The organism is Clostridium celatum, assembly GCF_021412605.1.
In the GTDB taxonomy this organism is placed as follows: Bacteria; Bacillota; Clostridia; order Clostridiales; family Clostridiaceae; genus Clostridium; species Clostridium celatum.
Genome location: NZ_JAJKGM010000002.1, coordinates 75,745 through 96,854, shown reverse-complemented (window position 1 = coordinate 96,854; position 21,110 = coordinate 75,745). Strand labels below are relative to the sequence as shown.

The following is a 21,110-nucleotide window of genomic DNA, read 5'->3' as shown; positions in this document are numbered from 1 at the left end:
CCCTTATTATATACCTATTATATTATAAATTAATAAAAAAAGAGAATTATCTCAAAAATATCATTGAAACAATTCTCATTTACTTAATTCTTGGTGCAGATAGTGGGACTTGAACCCACACGAAGATATTCCTCAATAGACCCTCAATCTATCCCGTCTGCCTATTCCAGCATATCTGCAAAAATTTTAATCTATATATTAATTGTAATTTATTAACATTTCAAATTCAAGTCTTACTTCTATTTCTTCAGTGACTTTAATATCTTTGCTATATTATCTATATCCTCACTACTCAAATCTTCAAAATTATCTAGCATTTCCTTTACTTCGTTTATAATCTTTTCTTTATATGTAGTTGTTTTTTTCTTTTTTTCACCAAGTAGATATAAAGTTAAAGTTGTTGTTATAACACCTATAACCCCTATTCCTATAACCATTAATAAAATACCAATACTTCTTCCTAAATTAGTTTTTAATAGAACATCTCCATACCCTACAGTTGTAAATGTAACAAAACTCCACCATAGTGCATCTCCAATCGAAATTCCTTCAACAAGTGATATAGCTACTGCTCCAATAACTATAAAAATTGTTGATACTACTAATAAAAAATTTAATCTACTTTTGTGTATTTCATCTTTAACTTTTATTTTAAATTTAATAATACAAATTATTAACATAATACATTTTAATATTTTTACTATTATTGGTCCTCTGATAATACTAGGTAACATAGTAATATTAACTACTCTTATATATAACCTTAATGAAAATATCGATAATAAATCTATAATGTTTTTCTTTAAGAATTTTAGTTTCTCTTTGCTAATGGCAAGTCTTACAAAATAATCTCCAATAAAAATAAGCCTTACTATATTATCAATATAATAAAAGGCCCATCTAACTTCCCCTGGAATATCAATAAATATTTCTATTATTAACATTAATGAAAGCATTAGTGCTAATAATCCAATAAAAAAATCATATACACTCTTTCTATTCATATATTTTTAACCCTCTTACACTTCTAATTACTATATTTATATTTATGTAACCAAAAAATAAATTATGTAAGTTAAAATTTATTTTAATAAAATTAAAGAATAGTAATCTTTAGTAATTACTATTCTTTAAAATTTCAAAGTGTTTATAGTTAATTTTTTATTGTGGTAAAAAACTTATTAACATCTTCCATACATTTTTGTATATTTGTATATTTTATTAGCTAATTCATCTGTATAGCTACCACCTCTAACTCTCCATGTCCAATTATGACCAAGTGTTGATGGCGTATTAATTCTACTTTCTCCCCCAAGATTTAAAAAATCTTGCATTAAAGCCATAGATAAATTAGCTACACTACTCCATGCACCTCTAATAAATCCCCAATTATACCCTTCTTCTTCAGAAAGTGCTAGATATTCTTTAGAGTATTCAACATCTTCTTTATTTCCTGTTAATTCAAACCATCCTCTAAAAGTATCATTATCATGAGTACCTGTATACACTATACAATTTCTTATATACGTATGAGGTAAATAATTGCTTTCTTCTCTTGCATCAAAAGCAAATTGTAATACTTTCATACCTGGAAATTTGGTTTGTCTTAAGAATTCTATAACTTCATTTGTCAAAAATCCTAAATCTTCAGCAATTATATTAACTTCTCCTAATTCCTTCTTTATAGCATCAAATAGTTTAATACCTGGACCTTTGATCCATTGTCCATTTACTGCAGTTTTGTCACCATAAGGTATTTCCCAGAAACTTTCAAGACCTCTAAAATGATCAATTCTAACTACATCATAAAGTTTTAAACTTTCTTCAACTCTTTTTACCCACCATTTGTATCTATTTTTCTCCATATAGTTCCAATCATAAATTGGATTTCCCCACAATTGCCCAGTATCAGAAAATGCATCTGGTGGACATCCAGCTACAACTATAGGTTTTAATGTTTCAGTATAAATTAAATATGCCTCAGGATTGCTCCAAACATCTGCACTATCCTCTGCTACATAAATTGGAATATCACCAATTATCTTTATTCCCTTTGAATTAGCATATTTTTTAAGTTCATTCCATTGCTTAAAAAATAAAAATTGTACAAATGACCAAAATTCAATCTCATCTACTAATTTATTTTTATATTTATTCATAGCAGAACTTTCTCTTTTCTTTATATCGTCATCCCATTCCTGCCAACTCTTAAGATTAAACTCTTCCTTAATAGCCATATAAAGAGCATAGTCATCTAACCAAAATTTATTATCCTCTTTAAAATTATTCATGCTTTCTTTTAAAGCAATATCATTCATATTTTTAAAATTATTATATGCCCTTCGTAAAACCTTATATTTCACTTTAAATAATAATCCATAATCAATATACTCTTCATTTTCCCCATACTCTTCATTTAAATATTCTTCTTCCTTTAACAAACCTTCTTTTTTAAGTATATCAAAATCAATAAAATATGGATTTCCAGCAAAAGCTGAAAATGATTGATAAGGTGAATCTCCATATCCAGTTTGTCCTAAAGGTAGAATCTGCCAGTATTTTAAACCCGCTTTAAACAAAAATTTTACATAATCATATGCTTCCCTTCCAAAAGTCCCAATACCAAATTTTCCTGGCAAAGATGCAATATGCATGATAACTCCTGCACTTCTATCCATATTTCCCCACTCCCTTTTATTTCAACCATAATTTACTTATATAAATCTGCACATGATTCTCGTTCTATTAATTCTGTATCTAATAAAATGTGCTTGTTTTCCCCTGTTCCTTTAAGTAAATCAAATAAAATTTCTACGCTCTTTATTGCCATTTCTTCCTTAGGCTGTTTTATAGTAGTTATACCAGGATTATAAAAACAACTTACATCCATACCATCAAAACCTATTATAGATATATCTCTTCCAACTACTAAACCACTATCTATTACTGCCTTTGCTACTCCAATTGCCATAAAGTCTGAAATTGCAAATATAGCCGTAATATCCTTACGTTCTTTCAAGAAATTTATTGTTACTTCATACGCTTTATTTGTATCATAATCTCCTACAAGTAAATTATTATCATTTAATTCAATTCCATTATCTTTTAATGCCTTTATATATCCCTTGTATCTCCACCAACTTACGCAAAAATCATTTTCTTCCCCTATCATGAATGCAATATTCTTATGACCCTTTTTTATTAAATATTCAGTAGCATCATATGACGATTGCAAATTATTTATCCCTACAGTTGAATACCTATTTCTACCTAGTGGTGAAATAGTATTAACAGATGTTAATACTACTGGCACATCAAGATTTTTGAAGCTTTCTTCATCTAAATCAGTGAAATTTCCACCTAAACATATAATTCCTTGTAATCTTTTTTCTTTAACAAAAGATATAATATTTTCAACTTCATGTTCTAATACATAATCATTTTGTTGTAATATCATTGTATACTTGGATTCATTAATTTTGCTTCCAATAACATTTATAAGCTCCGAGAAAAATGGATTAAAAACCCCTTTCACAAGTACTCCTATATTTTTAGTATTATTTTGTTTAAGAATTCTTGCACTATTATTAGGTACATAATTACTTTCTCTTATTATACTTAAAACTCTTTCTCTAGTACTTTCCTTAACATCTGGATGGTTATTTAGCACTCTAGATACAGTACTAACCCCTACTCCTGACATTTTTGCAATATCTCTTATATTCATAAAACATTTCCTCTCTTACTGCAGTTTTTAGGTATTGTCTCCTTTAATAAATGTAAATAAAATATTTTTAAGCATATTAAGATTGTTATACGGTATCGATTCCAATTATATTTTACTCTTATTTGGAATTTTTTTCAACATTATTTAATATCAATATATTTTTATACATTAAAGTATATTTAATTTAATTCTATATAAAAATTTACTACCAAAGCCTAAGTACTAAAAAGGCTTTGGTAGCTTCATGTTAGTTTTACATTAACTTTGTTATAAAACTTAAGTGTGTTGGTATCGTTTCCATTATTATTATACCTTATTCTGAAAACATTTTCAAGTAAAAATTATTCTTTTCTGTCCATATAAAGAAAAGAATTTTTACTAATATAGCATTATTAAAATCTCTTATATCATATGATATATATCGTTGTATTTTATCTAATCTATATATTAATGTATTTCTGTGAATATATAGTTCTTTTGCTGCATCACTTAAATTTAATCCACATTTAAAAAATACATCTATAGTTTTTATCATTTCATTATCTAATTTTGATATTCCCTCATTGAATGCGTTATATATATGATTCTTTTTATCCTCTGACACCGAATCAATAATACTTTCCAAAATTAATTTTTTTTCATCAAATATATTTTCATTAACTTTATACTTAATAGCTAACTTTAATTTATTTTCAGATGTTTCATATGCCCTTTTTAAAGATAAATAATTTTCTACATTACAGTAACTTATATAGCATTTTCCCGAAACACTATTAACAATAGTTTCTCTTATACTTATTGCATGATCCAATACATCTTCAAAATCACCAATAAGCAGTATATTTTTATTATATAATACAACTTCTATATTACTTTCAGCATAACTTTCTTCTATACAAAAAAGAATTTCTTCATTGTATTTTTCTATATATATATTAATTAAATTGAATTCTTTATTTATTTCTGGAAAAATTGCTGTAACTAATTCTTTTTCTACTTCTTGTCCTTTTAATATTAGTGAAATAATGCTGCTTTTTTTAATAAATACTTCATTTAATTTTTCTTTTATACAAAATTCTAATAAGTTTAATGTAATGCTAAAAGCTGCATTTACTCTTATGCAGCATTTAGTATCTTTATAGTTAAAATTTTTTTCCGAGAATTCTTGTATATTATTAAATTCCTTTGAAGTATATTCCCCTACTCCATCTATTATTAATTGGAAAGGTATATTAGAACTCATATATATTTCGTCTACTAATTGCTCAATGTATTTCACAATATCCCCTCCTAATAAAATTTTATTTAATTATACAATTCTCATTTCTGTTTCTTTATCAAATACATGTAATCTTTCAGCTCTTAAATAAAGATCAGCAACTTCTCCTATTTGTAAGCTAGTTGTACCTTCAACTCTTATATTCATTGAGCTTTGTCCACATTTAGTGTAAATATAGCTTTCTGCTCCCATAAGCTCAATAACTTCAACATTACCTTTTACTATACTATTTGGATTAGCTGCTATAAGTTCTTTATCATCACTTAAATGTTCTGGTCTAATACCTAATGTAACAGTTTTTCCAACGTATCCTGCACTTACTAGTTTTTCTGCATTTTCCTTTGGTAATACAATTCTATTATTTTCAAATATTGCTACAATATCATTTCCTTCTTTTTCGATTTTACCATTTAAGAAGTTCATTTGTGGACTTCCAATAAATCCTGCTACGAAAAGATTTGCTGGGTAATTATAGATATTTTGTGGTGTATCAACTTGTTGAATAATTCCATTTTTCATAACAACTATTCTTGTACCCATTGTCATAGCTTCTACTTGGTCATGTGTTACATATATAAATGTTGTTTGTAACTTTCTATATAATTTTATTATCTCAGTTCTCATTTGAACCCTTAACTTAGCATCTAAGTTTGATAAAGGCTCGTCCATTAAGAATACTTTTGGATGTCTAACAATAGCTCTTCCTAACGCAACTCTTTGTCTTTGACCTCCTGATAAAGCTTTTGGTTTTCTCTTTAATAAATGTTCTATATCTAGAATCTTAGCTGCTTCTGTAACCTTTTGTTCAATTTCAGCTTTTGGAACCTTTCTTAATTTTAAAGCAAACGCCATATTATCAAAAACAGTCATATGTGGATATAATGCATAGTTTTGGAATACCATCGCTATATCTCTTTCCTTTGGTTCTACATTGTTAACCAGCTTGTCCCCTATATATAATTCTCCTTTAGATATATCTTCAAGGCCTGCAATCATTCTTAATGTAGTTGATTTACCACATCCTGATGGTCCAACGAATACAATAAATTCCTTATCTTCAATTTCTAAATTAAAATCTTTAACTGCCGTTACATCTCCTGGATATATTTTATAAATATGTTGTAATGATAACTTTGCCATTTTTCTTCCCCCCATAAATTAACTTTTCTTCATATAATTATTGTACATGCTGAAACTGTTTTCAGCTATATGTAATAATCACAAATATGTAACTTAGTTTTTGTAATATTATCTAAATTATACATCATTATTTATTTATAATCTACTTTTTATTTATTTCATATAACTACTTATAATTACATCACCAATAAATGCCATTGTAAAATTGAATATTAAATATTTATCTATTTATATGAATTCAAATACCGTTTAAAATTATAAAAAGTATGATATAACCTTAAGAAATAATAGAATCATACTTAATTTCTCTAGTGTTATATCATACCTTTTTAAAATTAATTTTAGCTCATAATTTAGCTATTTAATGATCTTCATTTTCCATTTGTTTTTTTAATTCTTTAGCAAATTCTTTTTGCTCTTTTCTATCTTCTTTTTCTAAATCTCTTATTCCTTTATCTAAATTTTTTGCAAATTCTTTTGCTTCTTTTTCCTCTTCTTTATAATCCTTTTTTTCTTGTTTTAAGTGATGTTTTTCTTCTTTTCTCTCTGTCTTTACTTCTTCTTTCATTTGATGTTTTATTTCATGAGCAAATTTTTTTTCTTCGTGTCTTTCATGTCTTTCTTCTTTTTTTTCTTCATGATGGATTTTCATTTCATTGATTGTTTCTTTAATACTCATAATAAAATGTCTCCTTCTATAAAAAGTTTTATTTTACTGCATTTAAGGCACTTTCATAATCTGGTTCATTAATTACATCCTTACAATATTCAACATAAGTAATTTTATTATTTTCATCAACTACAAAAATTGCTCTTGCTAAAAAACCGAACTCCTCTATTAATGTTCCATATTTTTTACCAAAGCTTTTTTGCTTATAATCTGAAACAGTTATAACTTTATCTATTCCAGCATTACCACACCATCTAACTTGTGCAAATGGTAAATCCATTGATACTACATATACAGTTACATCACTTAGTTTAGAAGCTTCTTCATTAAATTTTCTTACTTCCATATCACAAACTGAAGTATCTATAGACGGTACTACAACAAAAATTCTTTTTCCTGAAGTATCTTTTAAAGTTACATTTTTTAAAGTGTTATCAACTACTAAAAAATCTGGTGCATCATCTCCAACCCTTAGTACAGGACCTACTAAAGTAATAGGATCACCATTAAAAGTTATTTTCATTTTAAAGCACCTCCTCTTATAATTACTTATTTCATTTATTATCTTCCCCTAAAGCTATAATTTTATATGCTGTAAATTTATCAATTAAAGTTGCTTATTATAAATTAAAGTCAATGATTTGTATATTTTACAATTATCATTGACCTAAATTATGATTATTCATTTAACTATGTTAAAATATTAATTTTAAATCTTATTAATCTCTACAAAGGTTTCATTATAAGTTACTTGTCCACCAATATCTGATATTCCGCTATAAGTAATATAGTTAGGATTACCATGCTCTTTCCACCATCCAACATACATCATAACTATATTATCCCCTATAGAATCATCAATAGTAATTTTAACTTTTATGCATCCATTATTTGATTTTATCTTCACAGTTTCATCGTTAACTACTTCTAATTTATCTGCTGTTTTACTATTAATAAATGCTTTTGATATTCCCTCTTCATCCATAAAATGCTGACTAGATAAACTATCTCTTCCATGATTAGTTAAAAGCCTAATTCTTCTACTATTTTCTTCATTACTACTAAGTTTTTCTTCCAAATTTAATAACTCAAACCTACCACTCTTTGTCAAAAATTTTTTCTCTTCCCAAGCTATATTTTTATGAAGCGTAATATAATTCTCCTTAATAAACTGTAAACTTATATTAGGATAATATTCTTTTAATGGCTCAATTACTTGAATTAAATATTCTTTTTTCGAAACCTGAGGGTAATTTTTAATTTCTAATTTTTTAGCTAATTCTCCAAAGAAATAATATTCATCCATAAGTTCTTCTTTAGGTTCTACTAATTTTTCATTATAAACTAAATAAGGATTCATCATAGAACTAAATAATAAATCTTCACTTTCTAATGTGCTAGTTGTAGGAATAAATAAATCACATTCTTTAGCTGTATCTGTCATAAACATATCAAAACATACTTTGAATTCAACTTTAGCTAACGCTGCCTTTAAAGAATTCAAATCTGCCAATTGATTTAAAAGGTTACTCTTAGTTATTACAGCCATTTTTATTGGTATATTTAACTCTTGTATATCTTCTTGATATTTATTTATAACTAATTTATCATTTATAAATATTTTATTTTTATATAATGTTTTTCCTTCAATTGCTTCATTTATAAATGAACTCATTTCATTTGTATAAAAATATCTATTATTTGCGTATTTAAAACTATTATATGGATCTGTATTTAAAACTTTAGGATATACCTTATTCGCATAATTTACTCCACCACCGCTAAAGCCTATTTGCCCTGTTATTGCACCTAATGCATCTATTGCTCTAACTGTACTTCCGCCGTTACTATATTTTTGCATTCCAAACCCTAATAAAATAGTTGAGTATTTATTGCTATATAGTTGTGCTAGCTCTTTAATTTCTTCAATACTTATTCCACATATATAACTTAACTCTTGTATATCTAAAGAAAGTATATTTTTTTTATAATTTTCAAAGCCATTAACATATAAATTTATATAATTTTCATCAATTAAATTTTCTTCTATTAATACTTTTCCCATTGCTAAAGCTAATGCTAAATCTCCATTAGCTTTTATTCTTACATATTTATCTGATAGTTTAGCTGTAGCAGTTTCTATTGGATCTATAACTATTATTTTACTTCCATTATTTTTTGCTTTTTTTATCATTTGCATTGTATGTATTGTTGTATTTGCTGGATTTTTACCCCACACAAAAATATTTTTGCTATTCATCATATCTTCTAAAGAATGACTTTTAGAATCTCCAAAATCTAATTTTTGTGCTTCAATCCCTGCACTCCAACAAGGACCACCTTTAGATAAGCTAACTCCACCAAAGAAATTGAAAAATATTTCCCCTATGCTTTTAAGCAAAGATCCATTTCCATATTGTTCATAATACATTATAGAATTAGATGTAAAATTCTCCTTATAAAATTTCATTTTTTCAGACATTATTTCTATAGCCTCTTCAAATGAAATTTCTTTCCACCCTTCATTTGACTTTAGTAAAGGTGTTAAAATTCTTTTTTTATGTTTTAGCCTATCTAAATGAGCTAAACCTTTTTTACATATAAACCCCTTCGTATATGGATGATCTTTATCACCCTCAATTTTTATTATATTATTATTCTCTACATATACATTAAATTTACAACAATCTGCACAATCTAAAGTACATCCATGACTTAATTTTTTCAAAATTAGTTCCCCCCTTATTACATTAACTGCTAATAAACTTTGTCTCTATAATATAAAATTATACTTATAAATATTTCTCTTTCTCTATTATTAATCCTAGTTGAATAAAGCATTCTTTAAAATAAATTTATATAGATATTTTCCTATATTTTCTTCTATTTATCTACTTTATTATATTTTATTTAAAATGTATACTATAAAAGTATACTACTTTTGGAGGTGATAAAAATGAAAAATTTCGACGTTATTACTCATGCTGAAGAACGTCATGTAAAATTAGTGCTAAAAGGTCTTTTAGTTGGAATAGTAACTGCATTTATAGTTGTTTTATACCGATTTGCTTTATCTTATGCTGAAGATCTTGCATTCTTTATATATGATTTCATTAAGGTAAAAAAATATCTTATACCAATATGGTTTTTAGTACTAATTTGTTTAGCTTTCATTGTTGGAAAACTTATTGATAAAGAACCTTTTATTGGCGGTAGTGGTATACCTCAAGTTAAAGGTGTCATGGGAGGCTACTTAAAAAATAGACCTATTTCTATAATTATTAATAAATTTATTGGCGGAACCATATCTATTATAAGTGGTTTATCACTAGGTAGAGAAGGTCCTTCAGTTCAACTTGGAGCTTGCACTGGTGATATAATAAGCAAAAAATTTAAAAGTACTAGATTGGAACGTCGTCTTCTTATGAGTAGTGGTGCCACTGCTGGTCTTGCTGCTGCTTTTAATGCTCCCCTATCTGGAGTATTATTTTCACTTGAAGAAGTTTATAAATATTTTTCTCCGCTAGTATTACTTGCAACAATTACTTCTGCTGTTGCTGCTGATTTTATATCAAAACAATTTTTTGGATTAGACCCAGTATTTAATTTTGCTAATACTAACCCTATGCCTTTAGGTAATTATTGGCTACTACTAATACTTGGTTTATTCTTAGGTGTTTTTGGTTCTTTTTATAATTGGTTTACTTTAAAAGTACAAAACTTTTATGCTAAGCTAAAATGTTCAACTTCTATTAAACTAATGATACCTTTTTTACTTGCAGGAATTTTAGGACTTCTTTTTCCTGTAGTTCTATGTGGTGGGCATGCAATTATTGAAGAACTTAATCTTAACTCTGCATTAAGTTTACTTTTATTAATGCTAGTAGCTAAATTTTTATTTTCTATGATAAGCTTTGGTTCTGGTGCCCCTGGTGGAATATTCTTTCCTCTTCTTATAATTGGCGGTACATTTGGAGCTGTATTTGGATACATAGCTATTAATTATATTGGAATAAGTCCTGAATTCTTTAATAATTTTATAATACTTTCTATGGCTGGATATTTTACTGCAATAGTTAGAGCTCCCATTACTGGAATAATTCTAATTACTGAAATGACAGGATCATTTTCTCATTTATTATCTTTAACTATTGTATCAATAATTGCTTATATAGTAGCTGATTTATTAAAAAGCACACCTATATATGATTCTTTACTTGATAATCTTTTAGCTAAAAATGATATCAATGAATATCACAGTACTAGCAAGAAAAAAATTATTATTACAAATGTAGTACACTTTGGATCTCAAATTGAAAAAATGACATTAAGTTCTATCGAGTTTCCTGAAAATACACTTGTTGTATCAATAAATCGTGGTGAACATTCAATTGTTCCAAAAGGTAATACTGTTATCAAGGCCGGTGATACAATTCTTACAATGACAGATTTAAAAGATGAATGGCGTGTTAGAGAACTTATGGATTCCTTAACAACCCTAGAATAGCAAAGTTATTACTTTAAAACTATTTTTGAAAAAAAGTATGATATAACCTAACGAAATTATAAAAATTTCTAAAGGGGTATATCATACTTTTTATTTAACTTTAAGTTATATTTATTTACTACAGTCATTAGATAGAGTGGATTTTAAATCCCTCCAAAGCTTTATTGAAAGAATTCCACTTATTAATAATGTAGCTATTATAAAGATAGTATTAAAAATAGATCCCTCAAAGCTTTCACCTAGATAACTATATAAAAATAGTGCTGGAATATTTGCTCCTATAAATATCATTACAAATCTTATAAAGCTCATTCCCATATAAGAAGATAAAAATACTATTACATCTGTTGGTGCTATAGGACATAATACCCCTATAGCTAATATCTTATAATTATATCTATCTATGAGTTTTACTAAATCTGGATATTTATTTGAAACTTTCTCTTTAAGTCTTTTAAATAAATTTCCCTTTGCAAGTAAAAATATTAATGTATCACTTAATACTATTCCTATTAATGATAATAAAAATGCTTTACTTGGATCAAATATTAGTCCTCCTAATAGCATTAATGTTACACCTGGAATAAAAGCTATTAATCTTATCCCCCAAAGCAGTATAAAGAATAGTTTTGAATACTCACTTCTATCAATCCACTTTCTTAAAGTGTCTATACTAAAATCTATCTTTATATTATCTCCTATTATATTTACTGCTAAAAATAATACTATTATTGTAATAACAGATAAAGTTATATATACAAGTTTGTTGTTTTTCATTATTTTTTGTTCACCTCATAATTTTTGTCTACTTTTTATTATAAATGAAAAATTATAATATTTTTTACTTATAATATTAACATTCTATTAATTATAAGTATTAATTAACCAGCTGCTTCTATCCATTTAATTACATTATTTTCTTTTTATTGTATAATTATTAGTAATAATATCTTTTCCGCTTTTAGAATACTACTTAAATTCTATTTTTAAATATATTACATTAATAAAGGAGTGAAAATTTTGAGTTATATTGTTTCTAATAATAATGCAAAAATATATTATAATACTTTTGGAAGTGGTCCTGCCCTTTTACTAGCTCATGGTATGGGAAATACTAAGGAAATCTGGAATGAAACTGGATGGATTGATATTTTAAAAAATCATTTTACAGTAATACCATTTGACATTAGAGGTAATGGTGAAAGTAGTAAATCTTACGAACCTAGCTTTTACTCATCAGATAATATTCTTAATGATATAAATAATTTAGTTACTCATTTAGGTTTTACTAAATTTAATTATTTTGGACATTCTTATGGTGCAACTATAGGCCTTCAACTTTGCAAATATAATAATAATTTAGAAAAATGCATCTGTGCTGGTACAAGCTTTGGAGATTTATTTTTTAAAACGTCTCTTCCTAACTGGATAAAACAATATGAAAAATATCAAGATATTAAAGATAATCATGTATTTGCTGGTGAAAATTTATCTTCGGAAGATATTAATTGGTTAATGCAAACTGACTTATTACTTAATATAGCACAAATGAAAGCATGGACTCATTGGACAGGCATTGAACCTAGTGATGTAAAATGTAAGCTTTCTATATATTCAGGTACTAAAGATAATCCCCTTACATTAAATTCTCTTTTAAAAAACAAAGCAAATTTTATTGACTATAATATTGAAATGAAAATATTTGATGAATTAAATCATAAAGATTTAATTAGCAATTCTAAAATAGTCTCTCCGTGGATTTTAAACTTTTTGAATAGTTGATACTTTATTAGTATAAAAGAAAAACACTAGGCTTAAACCTAGTGTTTTTCATGTTGTGAGATAGTCCGTAAGCGGAGTTCTGTATTAAGCAATCATCTATCTAGACTTACTGTTACCAGTAAGTTCAAGCGACACACCACACGGCGGGACGGGCAATCCCATAATGCCGTTACTCGGTCTTGCTCCAGGTGGGGTTTACATAGCCATGATGTCACCACCATGCTGGTGAGCTCTTACCTCGCCTTTCCACCCTTACCAGTCATAAAAATTAACTCAGTTAAATAACTTCTGGCGGTATATCTCTGTTGCACTATCCTTCAAGTCGCCTTGACTGGCCGTTAACCAGCACCCTGCCCTATGGAGCTCCGACTTTCCTCTCCTAACATCTAGTGTTAGCAGCGATTGCATGTACTACTCACAGCATTTATAATAACATAATTTAATTAACAATACAAATAGTTTTTTTAAACAAAAAATAAAATTATAAACAACATTATTAATACTATCCAACTGTAAATACCTATGCCTGAAAATAAAAGTGTTATTCCCATAAGTACTAATATACATATTCTAGCCCTTGGATTTGGACAAGTTGGTTGCTTAGGTTTTGCTGATGGACTTTTTATAGCACATATAATATCATTTACAGTTTCTCTAAAAACCTTTCCCCAATCAGTTTTTTTTGACATTATTTCAACTCCATACATTCTTTACATTAATAATATATGCGCTCAATATTTTTTCATTATTAATTTATTTTTAAAATTAATTATTTTAAAAATAAATTAATAAACGAATACTTTTTTGTATAATCTTATATTACTTACATATCATTGCTAAATATGCTTAAATTGAAATTTATTAAATAATAGATAAGGAAGTTTCTTTTAAAACTTCCTTATCTACCCTATTTATATATAAATTACTTATTAAACTATCAATTAAGCAAAACTATATGGATCTTCTTCTACATTAGAGGTAATAAATTCAACATCTTTGATCTTATCTTTAATATTTTTCATAACGCTAAAAAAAGTTATTTGTTCTGATGCAAAATGTCCAACATCAATTATATTAATACCCATTTCCTTATAGTCTGAAGCAAAATGGTAAGTTGTATCTCCGGTTATTATTAAATCAGCCCCTTGACTTACTGCTTTTCCTATAAAGTCTTGACCACTACCATTTATTATAGCTACTTTAGATACTTTTTCTTTACCTCTAACGACTCTTAAATTATTAATTCCTAATGCATTTTTTACCTTATTTATTATTTCATCTAAAAAAACTTCATTATCTAATTTTACTATTCTACCAAGCCCTGCCGAAGCATCTCTTTTATTAACTTCCAGAATTTCGCTATTTCCAAAACCTAAAATAGATACAATAGTAGAATTTAAACCATTCTCTGCTGAATCTAAATTAGTATGACTAGAATAAAGTGAAATATCATTTTTTATTAACTCAATAATTTTTTTACCTTGAAGAGTATCTGTTGTTATACTACTAGGTTTTCTAAAAATTAAAGGGTGATGAGTTATTATTAAATCTACATTTTCTCTTTTAGCCTCTTCTACAACCTTTAAAGTACAATCTAATGCAAGTAAAACCTTTTTTACTTCCTTATCTCTATCTCCAACCATTAAACCTACATTATCAAAATCTTCTTTTAAAAATATAGGTGCTAAAGCTTCTATTTCTCTAATAATATCTCTTACCTTTTTCATAAATATCCCCTTATAAATAATTTAACATAGATGTAATTATCTCTATTTTTTCTTTTATATCTTGTCTTCTCTTATTAGCACTTACAGTAGCTTCTGTAATAAAACCTAAAATTCTATTATATTCATCTAACTTAAATTGTATATAATCTTTCATTAATGGATGCTTAGTTCTTAATAACACTGGGCTTATTTCATAATATATACTATCTAATTCTGTTGCATGTCCTTCCGAACTTCTTACCTTAAATAATTCATAATATATTCCTTCATCATAGCAAAGATCTTCTTTTATAATCTCATAGTTGTTTTTGTACAAATACTCTCTTAAAACTTCTGGATTTTGTGCAGGAACTAAAATTAAGTAATCTACTTCTTTAACTTTTTCAGTATCAGCTTCTAATATATCTCTTATAAGATTTCCTCCCATGCCTGCAATTACAACTTCATTAGCTTCACCTAAATTTAAAGGAGCAAATCCCCCTCCTAATCTAAATTCTAATTCATCGCCTCTACCTTCTAACACAGCATTTAATCTTGCTTTATCTAAAGGATCTTTATTAATATCACATGCAATTGCTTTATTGCAAATATCTCTATCTAAAGCTATTAATGGTACATACCCATGATCAGTCCCTATATCTGCAAGTGTATTTACCTTTTCTAAATTTTCAATTATAAATTCTATTCTTTTACTAACTTCCATTTTAACTCCCTCTGATATTATCCTATTTAATCTTTTGCTTTAATTTTTAATTTTTATTACAAATATATTATTAAGTTATGTTATTTTATTTAAATTTATTTACTTAAATTTATCTATTTAATGCAAAAATTAGCACCAATGATTGGTGCTAATTTACTAATCTAAGTAATCTTTTAACTTCTTACTTCTAGATGGATGTCTAAGCTTTCTTAATGCCTTTGCTTCAATTTGTCTAATTCTTTCTCTTGTAACATTGAACTCTTTACCAACTTCTTCAAGTGTTCTAGCTCTTCCATCATCTAATCCAAATCTTAATCTTAATACCTTTTCTTCTCTTGGAGTTAGAGTATCTAAAACATTGATTAATTGTTCTTTAAGCATTGTAAAAGCAGCAGCCTCTGCTGGTGCTGGTGCATCATCATCTGGAATGAAGTCACCTAAGTGAGAATCTTCTTCTTCTCCTATTGGTGTTTCAAGTGAAACTGGTTCTTGAGCAATTTTTTGAATTTCTCTAACCTTTTCTACTGGAAGGTCCATAACTTTTGAAATTTCTTCTGGGAATGGATCTCTACCAAGCTCTTGTAATAATTGTCTTTGAACTCTTATTAGCTTATTAATTGTTTCTACCATATGAACTGGTATTCTAATTGTTCTTGCTTGGTCAGCTATAGCTCTTGTAATTGCCTGTCTTATCCACCATGTAGCATATGTTGAGAACTTATATCCTTTTCTATAATCAAACTTTTCTACAGCTTTAATTAATCCAAGGTTACCTTCTTGTATTAAATCTAAGAATAACATTCCTCTTCCAACATATCTTTTAGCTATACTAACAACTAGTCTAAGGTTAGCTTCTGCTAATTTCTTTTTAGCATATTGGCTACCTTCTTCAATTTTTTGAGCAAGGTTTATTTCCTCTTCTGATGATAAAAGTGGAACTTTACCAATTTCTTTTAAGTACATTCTAACTGGATCATCAATTGCTATACCTTCTGGAACTGATAAATCTAATTCCTCTTCAACGATATCCATATCATTAGCTTCACCTTGAACTTCGATTCCCATTGATTCTAATACTTCATAAATCTTCTCGATTTGTTCAGGGCTTAAATCTATGTTCTCTACCTCATCTAGTATTTCCTTATATGTTAGTACTCCATTTTTTTTACCTTTATCAAGTAAGTTTTTAACAATATTCATTCTATTGTTTCTATCTTGATTACCTGATGGCTTGCTTTTATTTACTTTTGTTTTTTCTTCCACTAGCTGATTACCTCCTTCCGTTATATGACCAACTACTCTCTCCTACCTTCTTTAAGTTGCTTGTTAATACTTGCAAGTTCTATGGCCAACTTAATAGATTCTTCTATTTTGCCTTGGTTTTCGAGATTTTTTTGTTCTTTTTTTAGTTGATCTATTCTTTGCTTTAATTTGTAATTATGAATTTCTTTAATAAAATCCTTAATTTGACTTTCAACATCTTCAGCAAAGAATACTTTTTGTTCCTTAACCTTTACCAACTCTCCTATAGCTTTTACATCACTTAGTTTTGATTCAATAAATGACTCTATACTATTTATATTTTCCCCTTTAGATGCTATAATAACAGTGAAAATTTGTTTATGTTCTGGTAAAATAAAGTCCTTTTCACATATTCTATCCTCAATATAACTTAAATAATCCTTATTTTCTAACATAAGCTTTAAAAGAATTCTTTCTGCTTTTAAAAAGGCAGGCTCTACATGTAACTTTTGACTTTGTTCTTTACCATTTCTAAATTCATTTGTACTATTATCACTTATCTTACTGCGTAGGATATCATATAAAGCTTGTTCTTTTATCCCTGTGTTTTCAGATGCCTTTTTTATATATACATCTTTTTCAACAGGATTTAAGTCTGCTATTATCTCCATTATTCTCTTAGAATATAATATTATAGATTCACTACTCTTAAAATTAATTCCCTCTTCAGCTTTTTTTATTCTATAATCTATTAATGGTTCTGCTGAATTAATTAACTTTAAAAAAGCTTCTTTTCCATTACTTCTAACGAATTCATCTGGATCTTTGCCTTGCGGAATACTAAGTACCCTAACATCAAAACCTGCAGTTCTTAAAATTTCAAGTCCCCTCATAGTTGCCATTTGTCCTGCCATATCTGCATCATAAGATATAACTACTTTATCAGCATATCTTTTAAGCAACCTAGCTTGATTAATAGTAAGCGCAGTTCCAAGTGAAGCAACTACATTAGTTATACCATATTGATGAAGTGATATTAAATCCATATATCCTTCAACAATAATAAAATACCTTTCTTTCATATTATGTTTTAAAGCAAAATTTAATCCATATAGATTAGTACCTTTTTGAAAAACTAAAGTTTCAGGTGAATTTAGATATTTGGGTTTAGAATCATCAAGTACTCTTCCTCCAAATCCAATTACTCTTCCTTGATAATCAAAAACAGGAAACATTACTCTATTTCTAAACCTATCATATTTAGTTCCCTTTTCTTTATTTACAGATATTAGTCCAGCCTCTTCTAAAATATTATCGTTTATGCCTTTTCTTCTTAAATAATACATTAAATTATTCCAACTATCATTAGCGAAACCTAATCCAAACCTTTTGATAGTTTCTTCTTTAATACCCCTATTTAAAAAGTATTCTTTTGCATCTTTATTATTCATGAGATTTGAAAAAAAGAATTTTGCTGCTTCAACATTTACTTTATATAGCAACTCTTTTTTTCTAGATACTGGATTTTTTTCGTTTTTTCCAAATTCTAAAGGTATGTTAGCTCTACCTGCTAAATATTTTACTGCCTCTATGAAAGGTAAATTTTTATCTTTCATAACAAAAGAAATTGCATTTCCAGCTTCTCCACAACCAAAACATTTATAAATTTGTTTTTCTTGTGATACTGAAAACGATGGGGTTTTTTCGTTATGAAAAGGGCATAAACCAGTGAAGTTTCTACCAGCCTTCTTAAGTCTAACCCTTTCTGATATTACATCGACAATATCATTTTGCGATTTAATTTTTTCTAGAATTTCTTCAGAAATCTGCAAGGAGATCCCTCCTTACTATAAAAAATTTTTATCCATTCTTTATAATTCGACACAATATTATAAATTCCTTCTTATTTTAAAAATTAATTTATTTTATTTTGTCTTTCCTTTTATATTTTTATTGAGCTTTTAACTCTATTATTATTTATTCTATTTTAAATCTTAAAATCCTTTTTATTCTACAAAATTTATTGTTCCCAATTTTTTTGTATTATACAACTTTTTTACTAATAAATTACAAACTTTGGCACATAAATTTTATTAAACATAGAAATACAATAATCATCAGTCATTCCAGCTATATAATCTGCTACACCTCTTTTTAATCCTTCCTCATTTATTATCTTTCTATACAATTCTGGAAGTTTTTCTGGATTTTTATAAAAATATTCAATTACATGATGTAAAATAAATTTTGCTTTATTTCTTTCTTCTTTTAATACATCTCCTAAATAAACATTTTTAAACATATATTTCCTCAGTTCTACCATTGCTTCTTTTACTTCTTTGCTTTGGCTTATATCATACGTTCCGCTTTCTAAAGTTTTTTTTGTTTCTGTTATCATATCACTTACTAGTGTTTCTATTCTTTCTGAATGACCCTTACCTAAAACTCTTATAGCTTCTTTGGGCAAATCGTCTTCACTTATTAGGCCTGCTCTTATGGAGTCATCAATATCGTGATTTAAATATGCAATTTTATCACTATATTTTACTATTCTACCTTCTAATGTACGTGCAATATTATCCTTTTGTCCTAATCCACTATGATTTAATATTCCATCAATAACTTCATGGGTTAAATTCAATCCTAATCCATTTTTCTCTAATCTATTTACTACTCTGACGCTTTGTTCATTATGCCTAAACCCTGATTCTAAAAATTCATTTAACACTTCTTCTCCATTATGTGCAAAAGCAACATGCCCTAAATCATGGCCTAATGCAATTGCCTCTATTAAAACTTCATTTAAACCTATTCCTACACCAATAGTTCTACCTATCTGAGAAACTTCCAATGTATGAGTAAGTCTAGTTCTATAGTGGTCTCCAAATGTTCGTATGTATACTTGTGTTTTATGCTTAAGCCTTCTAAAGGATTTACAATGAATAATTCTATCTCTATCAACCATAAAGCAAGTTCTAATTTTATCTTGTTCTTCATACTTTACTCTACCTATGCTATCCTTACTATGAATAGCCTGTGAAAGCAAAGTCAAGCCTTCATTGACCTCTATTTTTTCTCTTATATCCATTCTATTCACCTCTAATTTTTTCATTCTATATTTTTCTCAAAAATCCTTTATTTTATATATTATAAAATACAATTGCACACTCTCTTTATGTATATTTGTTAATTTTTCATAATAATATAGTAATAATAAAGTATACGAGGAGTTTTATAATGAGTGAGCAAGATAATATTATTAGTATAGAAAATATAAAAAAATATATTTTACCTGCATATTCTTTATATAATGCAGATATCACTATGGTTAAGTTTAAAGACACAGATAAACAACGTGCTGTATTTAAAGTTATATTAAATAATAAAAGCTATTGCTTAAAAAAAGTTTATTATGATGAAGAAAATTTACTTTTTGTATATTCTGCTATGGAATGGCTTTATAGAAATGGAGTTAATGTTCCTAAATTACTACCTACTAAAGATAATAATAGGTTTTTTTATTTTGAAAATATGCTTTTTATCCTTACACCTTGGGTTAGTGGAGAGAAATGTAATTTTGATTCCATTTACGATGTCAGGCTTTCATCTAAAACCCTTGCTAAACTACATAAAGTTACTAAAAACTTCACATCAATACCTGGTAGTAAAGAACGTTTTGGCCTTGAGGATTATCACTTATCAATAAGTAAACACTTTAATGACATACTTCAAAATGCTAATTTAGCTAATAACTACAATGATAAATTTTCTAAAATATTTTTAGAAAATTTAAATAGTAACTTAGAACTTGCTAAACTTTCACTTGAGATTTCTTCATCTATTAAAATGGACAATCTAAGCACATCTTTATGCCACGGTGATTATGTTAATAAAAATATAATTATCTCATCTAATGAAGATATTTGGATTATAGATTTTGATAAATGCAAATATGATTATTGTGCTCATGATATTGCATACTTTTTGAGGCGACTATTAAAAAGACCTAATACTAATTGGAATTCTGCTTTAACAATAGATGTTTTAAATCATTATATGTCAATTAACGATCTTAATTCATCTGATTTAAAATATATATTAGCATATTTAGCATTTCCTCAAAAATATTGGAAAATATCTAGAGATTACTATAAAAATATTAATAAGTGTAATAAGAACGCCTTTGTTGCAATTTTAGAAAAAGGATTAAATCGTTCTCAAGAACAGCTTGATTATATTAATAATATGATGGAAGTTCTAGAGCGTTACTACAACGTTAAATTTAAATAAAAAAATAAGGAGCAATAAATTGCTCCTTATTTTTTTATTTAAA

At 27.1% G+C, this 21,110-nt stretch carries 18 protein-coding genes, 1 tRNA gene and 1 other RNA gene; 3 read left to right on the top strand and 17 right to left on the bottom strand.

Translation table 11 applies throughout. From position 1 onward, the window contains the following. Positions 1-91: 91 nt before the first annotated feature. From LPC13_RS01660 to LPC13_RS01620, 9 genes are all read right to left on the bottom strand, one after another. Positions 92-179, bottom strand: a tRNA-Leu gene (locus LPC13_RS01660). Between the two features lie 60 nt (positions 180-239). After that, positions 240-1,004 (bottom strand): potassium channel family protein, encoded by a 765-nt coding sequence (locus tag LPC13_RS01655; RefSeq protein ID WP_005213834.1) that lies wholly within the window; start codon positions 1,002-1,004, stop codon positions 240-242. Between the two features lie 177 nt (positions 1,005-1,181). After that, entirely contained in the window at positions 1,182-2,678 is a 1,497-nt protein-coding gene (gene malQ / locus LPC13_RS01650) for a 4-alpha-glucanotransferase (protein WP_005213835.1), read from the bottom strand. 32 nt (positions 2,679-2,710) lie between these two features. After that, positions 2,711-3,727, bottom strand: a complete 1,017-nt coding sequence (locus tag LPC13_RS01645) for a LacI family DNA-binding transcriptional regulator (protein WP_005213836.1) — start codon at positions 3,725-3,727, stop codon at positions 2,711-2,713. Positions 3,728-4,040: 313 nt separating this feature from the next. Further along, the gene (locus LPC13_RS17060; protein WP_005213837.1) at positions 4,041-5,006 is read right to left on the bottom strand and encodes a PucR family transcriptional regulator; all 966 of its coding nucleotides are present in this window, start codon (positions 5,004-5,006) and stop codon (positions 4,041-4,043) included. Positions 5,007-5,036: 30 nt separating this feature from the next. Further along, on the bottom strand, positions 5,037-6,146 hold the full coding sequence (locus LPC13_RS01635; protein WP_040419598.1) for an ABC transporter ATP-binding protein: 1,110 nt from the start codon (positions 6,144-6,146) through the stop codon (positions 5,037-5,039). 361 nt (positions 6,147-6,507) lie between these two features. Then, positions 6,508-6,825, bottom strand: a complete 318-nt coding sequence (locus LPC13_RS01630) for a hypothetical protein (protein ID WP_005213839.1) — start codon at positions 6,823-6,825, stop codon at positions 6,508-6,510. 28 nt (positions 6,826-6,853) lie between these two features. Beyond that, positions 6,854-7,339 carry a thiol peroxidase gene (gene tpx, locus LPC13_RS01625; protein WP_005213840.1) on the bottom strand — a complete coding sequence of 162 codons (486 nt, stop codon included), beginning with the start codon at positions 7,337-7,339 and terminating at the stop codon, positions 6,854-6,856. Between the two features lie 186 nt (positions 7,340-7,525). Continuing rightward, the gene (locus LPC13_RS01620; RefSeq protein ID WP_234088491.1) at positions 7,526-9,544 is read right to left on the bottom strand and encodes a molybdopterin-dependent oxidoreductase; all 2,019 of its coding nucleotides are present in this window, start codon (positions 9,542-9,544) and stop codon (positions 7,526-7,528) included. Positions 9,545-9,772: 228 nt separating this feature from the next. Here LPC13_RS01620 and LPC13_RS01615 point away from each other — a divergent pair, with 228 nt between their 5' ends. After that, on the top strand, positions 9,773-11,323 hold the full coding sequence (locus tag LPC13_RS01615; RefSeq protein WP_195244804.1) for a ClC family H(+)/Cl(-) exchange transporter: 1,551 nt from the start codon (positions 9,773-9,775) through the stop codon (positions 11,321-11,323). Between the two features lie 111 nt (positions 11,324-11,434). Here the strand turns inward: LPC13_RS01615 and LPC13_RS01610 are convergent, their stop codons facing one another. After that, positions 11,435-12,100, bottom strand: coding sequence for a TVP38/TMEM64 family protein (locus tag LPC13_RS01610; RefSeq protein WP_005213843.1), 666 nt, complete (start codon positions 12,098-12,100; stop codon positions 11,435-11,437). 243 nt (positions 12,101-12,343) lie between these two features. On the opposite strand from LPC13_RS01610, the gene LPC13_RS01605 reads away from it, so the two are divergent. Further along, entirely contained in the window at positions 12,344-13,105 is a 762-nt protein-coding gene (locus LPC13_RS01605; RefSeq protein ID WP_051040691.1) for an alpha/beta fold hydrolase, read from the top strand. A gap of 52 nt (positions 13,106-13,157) precedes the next feature. On the opposite strand, the gene rnpB is transcribed toward LPC13_RS01605, so the two are convergent. The 7 genes from rnpB to LPC13_RS01570 form a co-directional block, all read right to left on the bottom strand. Further along, positions 13,158-13,523, bottom strand: an RNA gene (gene rnpB, locus LPC13_RS01600) — RNase P RNA component class A. A gap of 46 nt (positions 13,524-13,569) precedes the next feature. Next, positions 13,570-13,794, bottom strand: a complete 225-nt coding sequence (locus tag LPC13_RS01595; RefSeq protein WP_040419599.1) for a hypothetical protein — start codon at positions 13,792-13,794, stop codon at positions 13,570-13,572. A 252-nt stretch (positions 13,795-14,046) separates the two neighbouring features. After that, entirely contained in the window at positions 14,047-14,832 is a 786-nt protein-coding gene (locus tag LPC13_RS01590) for a Nif3-like dinuclear metal center hexameric protein (RefSeq protein WP_005213846.1), read from the bottom strand. A 10-nt stretch (positions 14,833-14,842) separates the two neighbouring features. After that, a complete protein-coding gene (locus tag LPC13_RS01585) occupies positions 14,843-15,535 on the bottom strand; it encodes a tRNA (adenine(22)-N(1))-methyltransferase (protein ID WP_005213847.1) in 693 nt (230 codons plus the stop codon). 156 nt (positions 15,536-15,691) lie between these two features. After that, entirely contained in the window at positions 15,692-16,822 is a 1,131-nt protein-coding gene (rpoD, locus tag LPC13_RS01580; protein WP_195244833.1) for an RNA polymerase sigma factor RpoD, read from the bottom strand. An 8-nt stretch (positions 16,823-16,830) separates the two neighbouring features. Beyond that, a complete protein-coding gene (dnaG, locus tag LPC13_RS01575; RefSeq protein ID WP_234088490.1) occupies positions 16,831-18,609 on the bottom strand; it encodes a DNA primase in 1,779 nt (592 codons plus the stop codon). A 227-nt stretch (positions 18,610-18,836) separates the two neighbouring features. Continuing rightward, positions 18,837-19,865: a deoxyguanosinetriphosphate triphosphohydrolase gene (locus LPC13_RS01570; RefSeq protein WP_040419602.1), complete on the bottom strand. Its 1,029-nt coding sequence runs from the start codon at positions 19,863-19,865 to the stop codon at positions 18,837-18,839. A gap of 149 nt (positions 19,866-20,014) precedes the next feature. On the opposite strand from LPC13_RS01570, the gene LPC13_RS01565 reads away from it, so the two are divergent. Beyond that, complete coding sequence (locus LPC13_RS01565; protein WP_234088489.1) at positions 20,015-21,067, top strand: CotS family spore coat protein; 1,053 nt, start codon at positions 20,015-20,017, stop codon at positions 21,065-21,067. Positions 21,068-21,110: the final 43 nt, after the last annotated feature.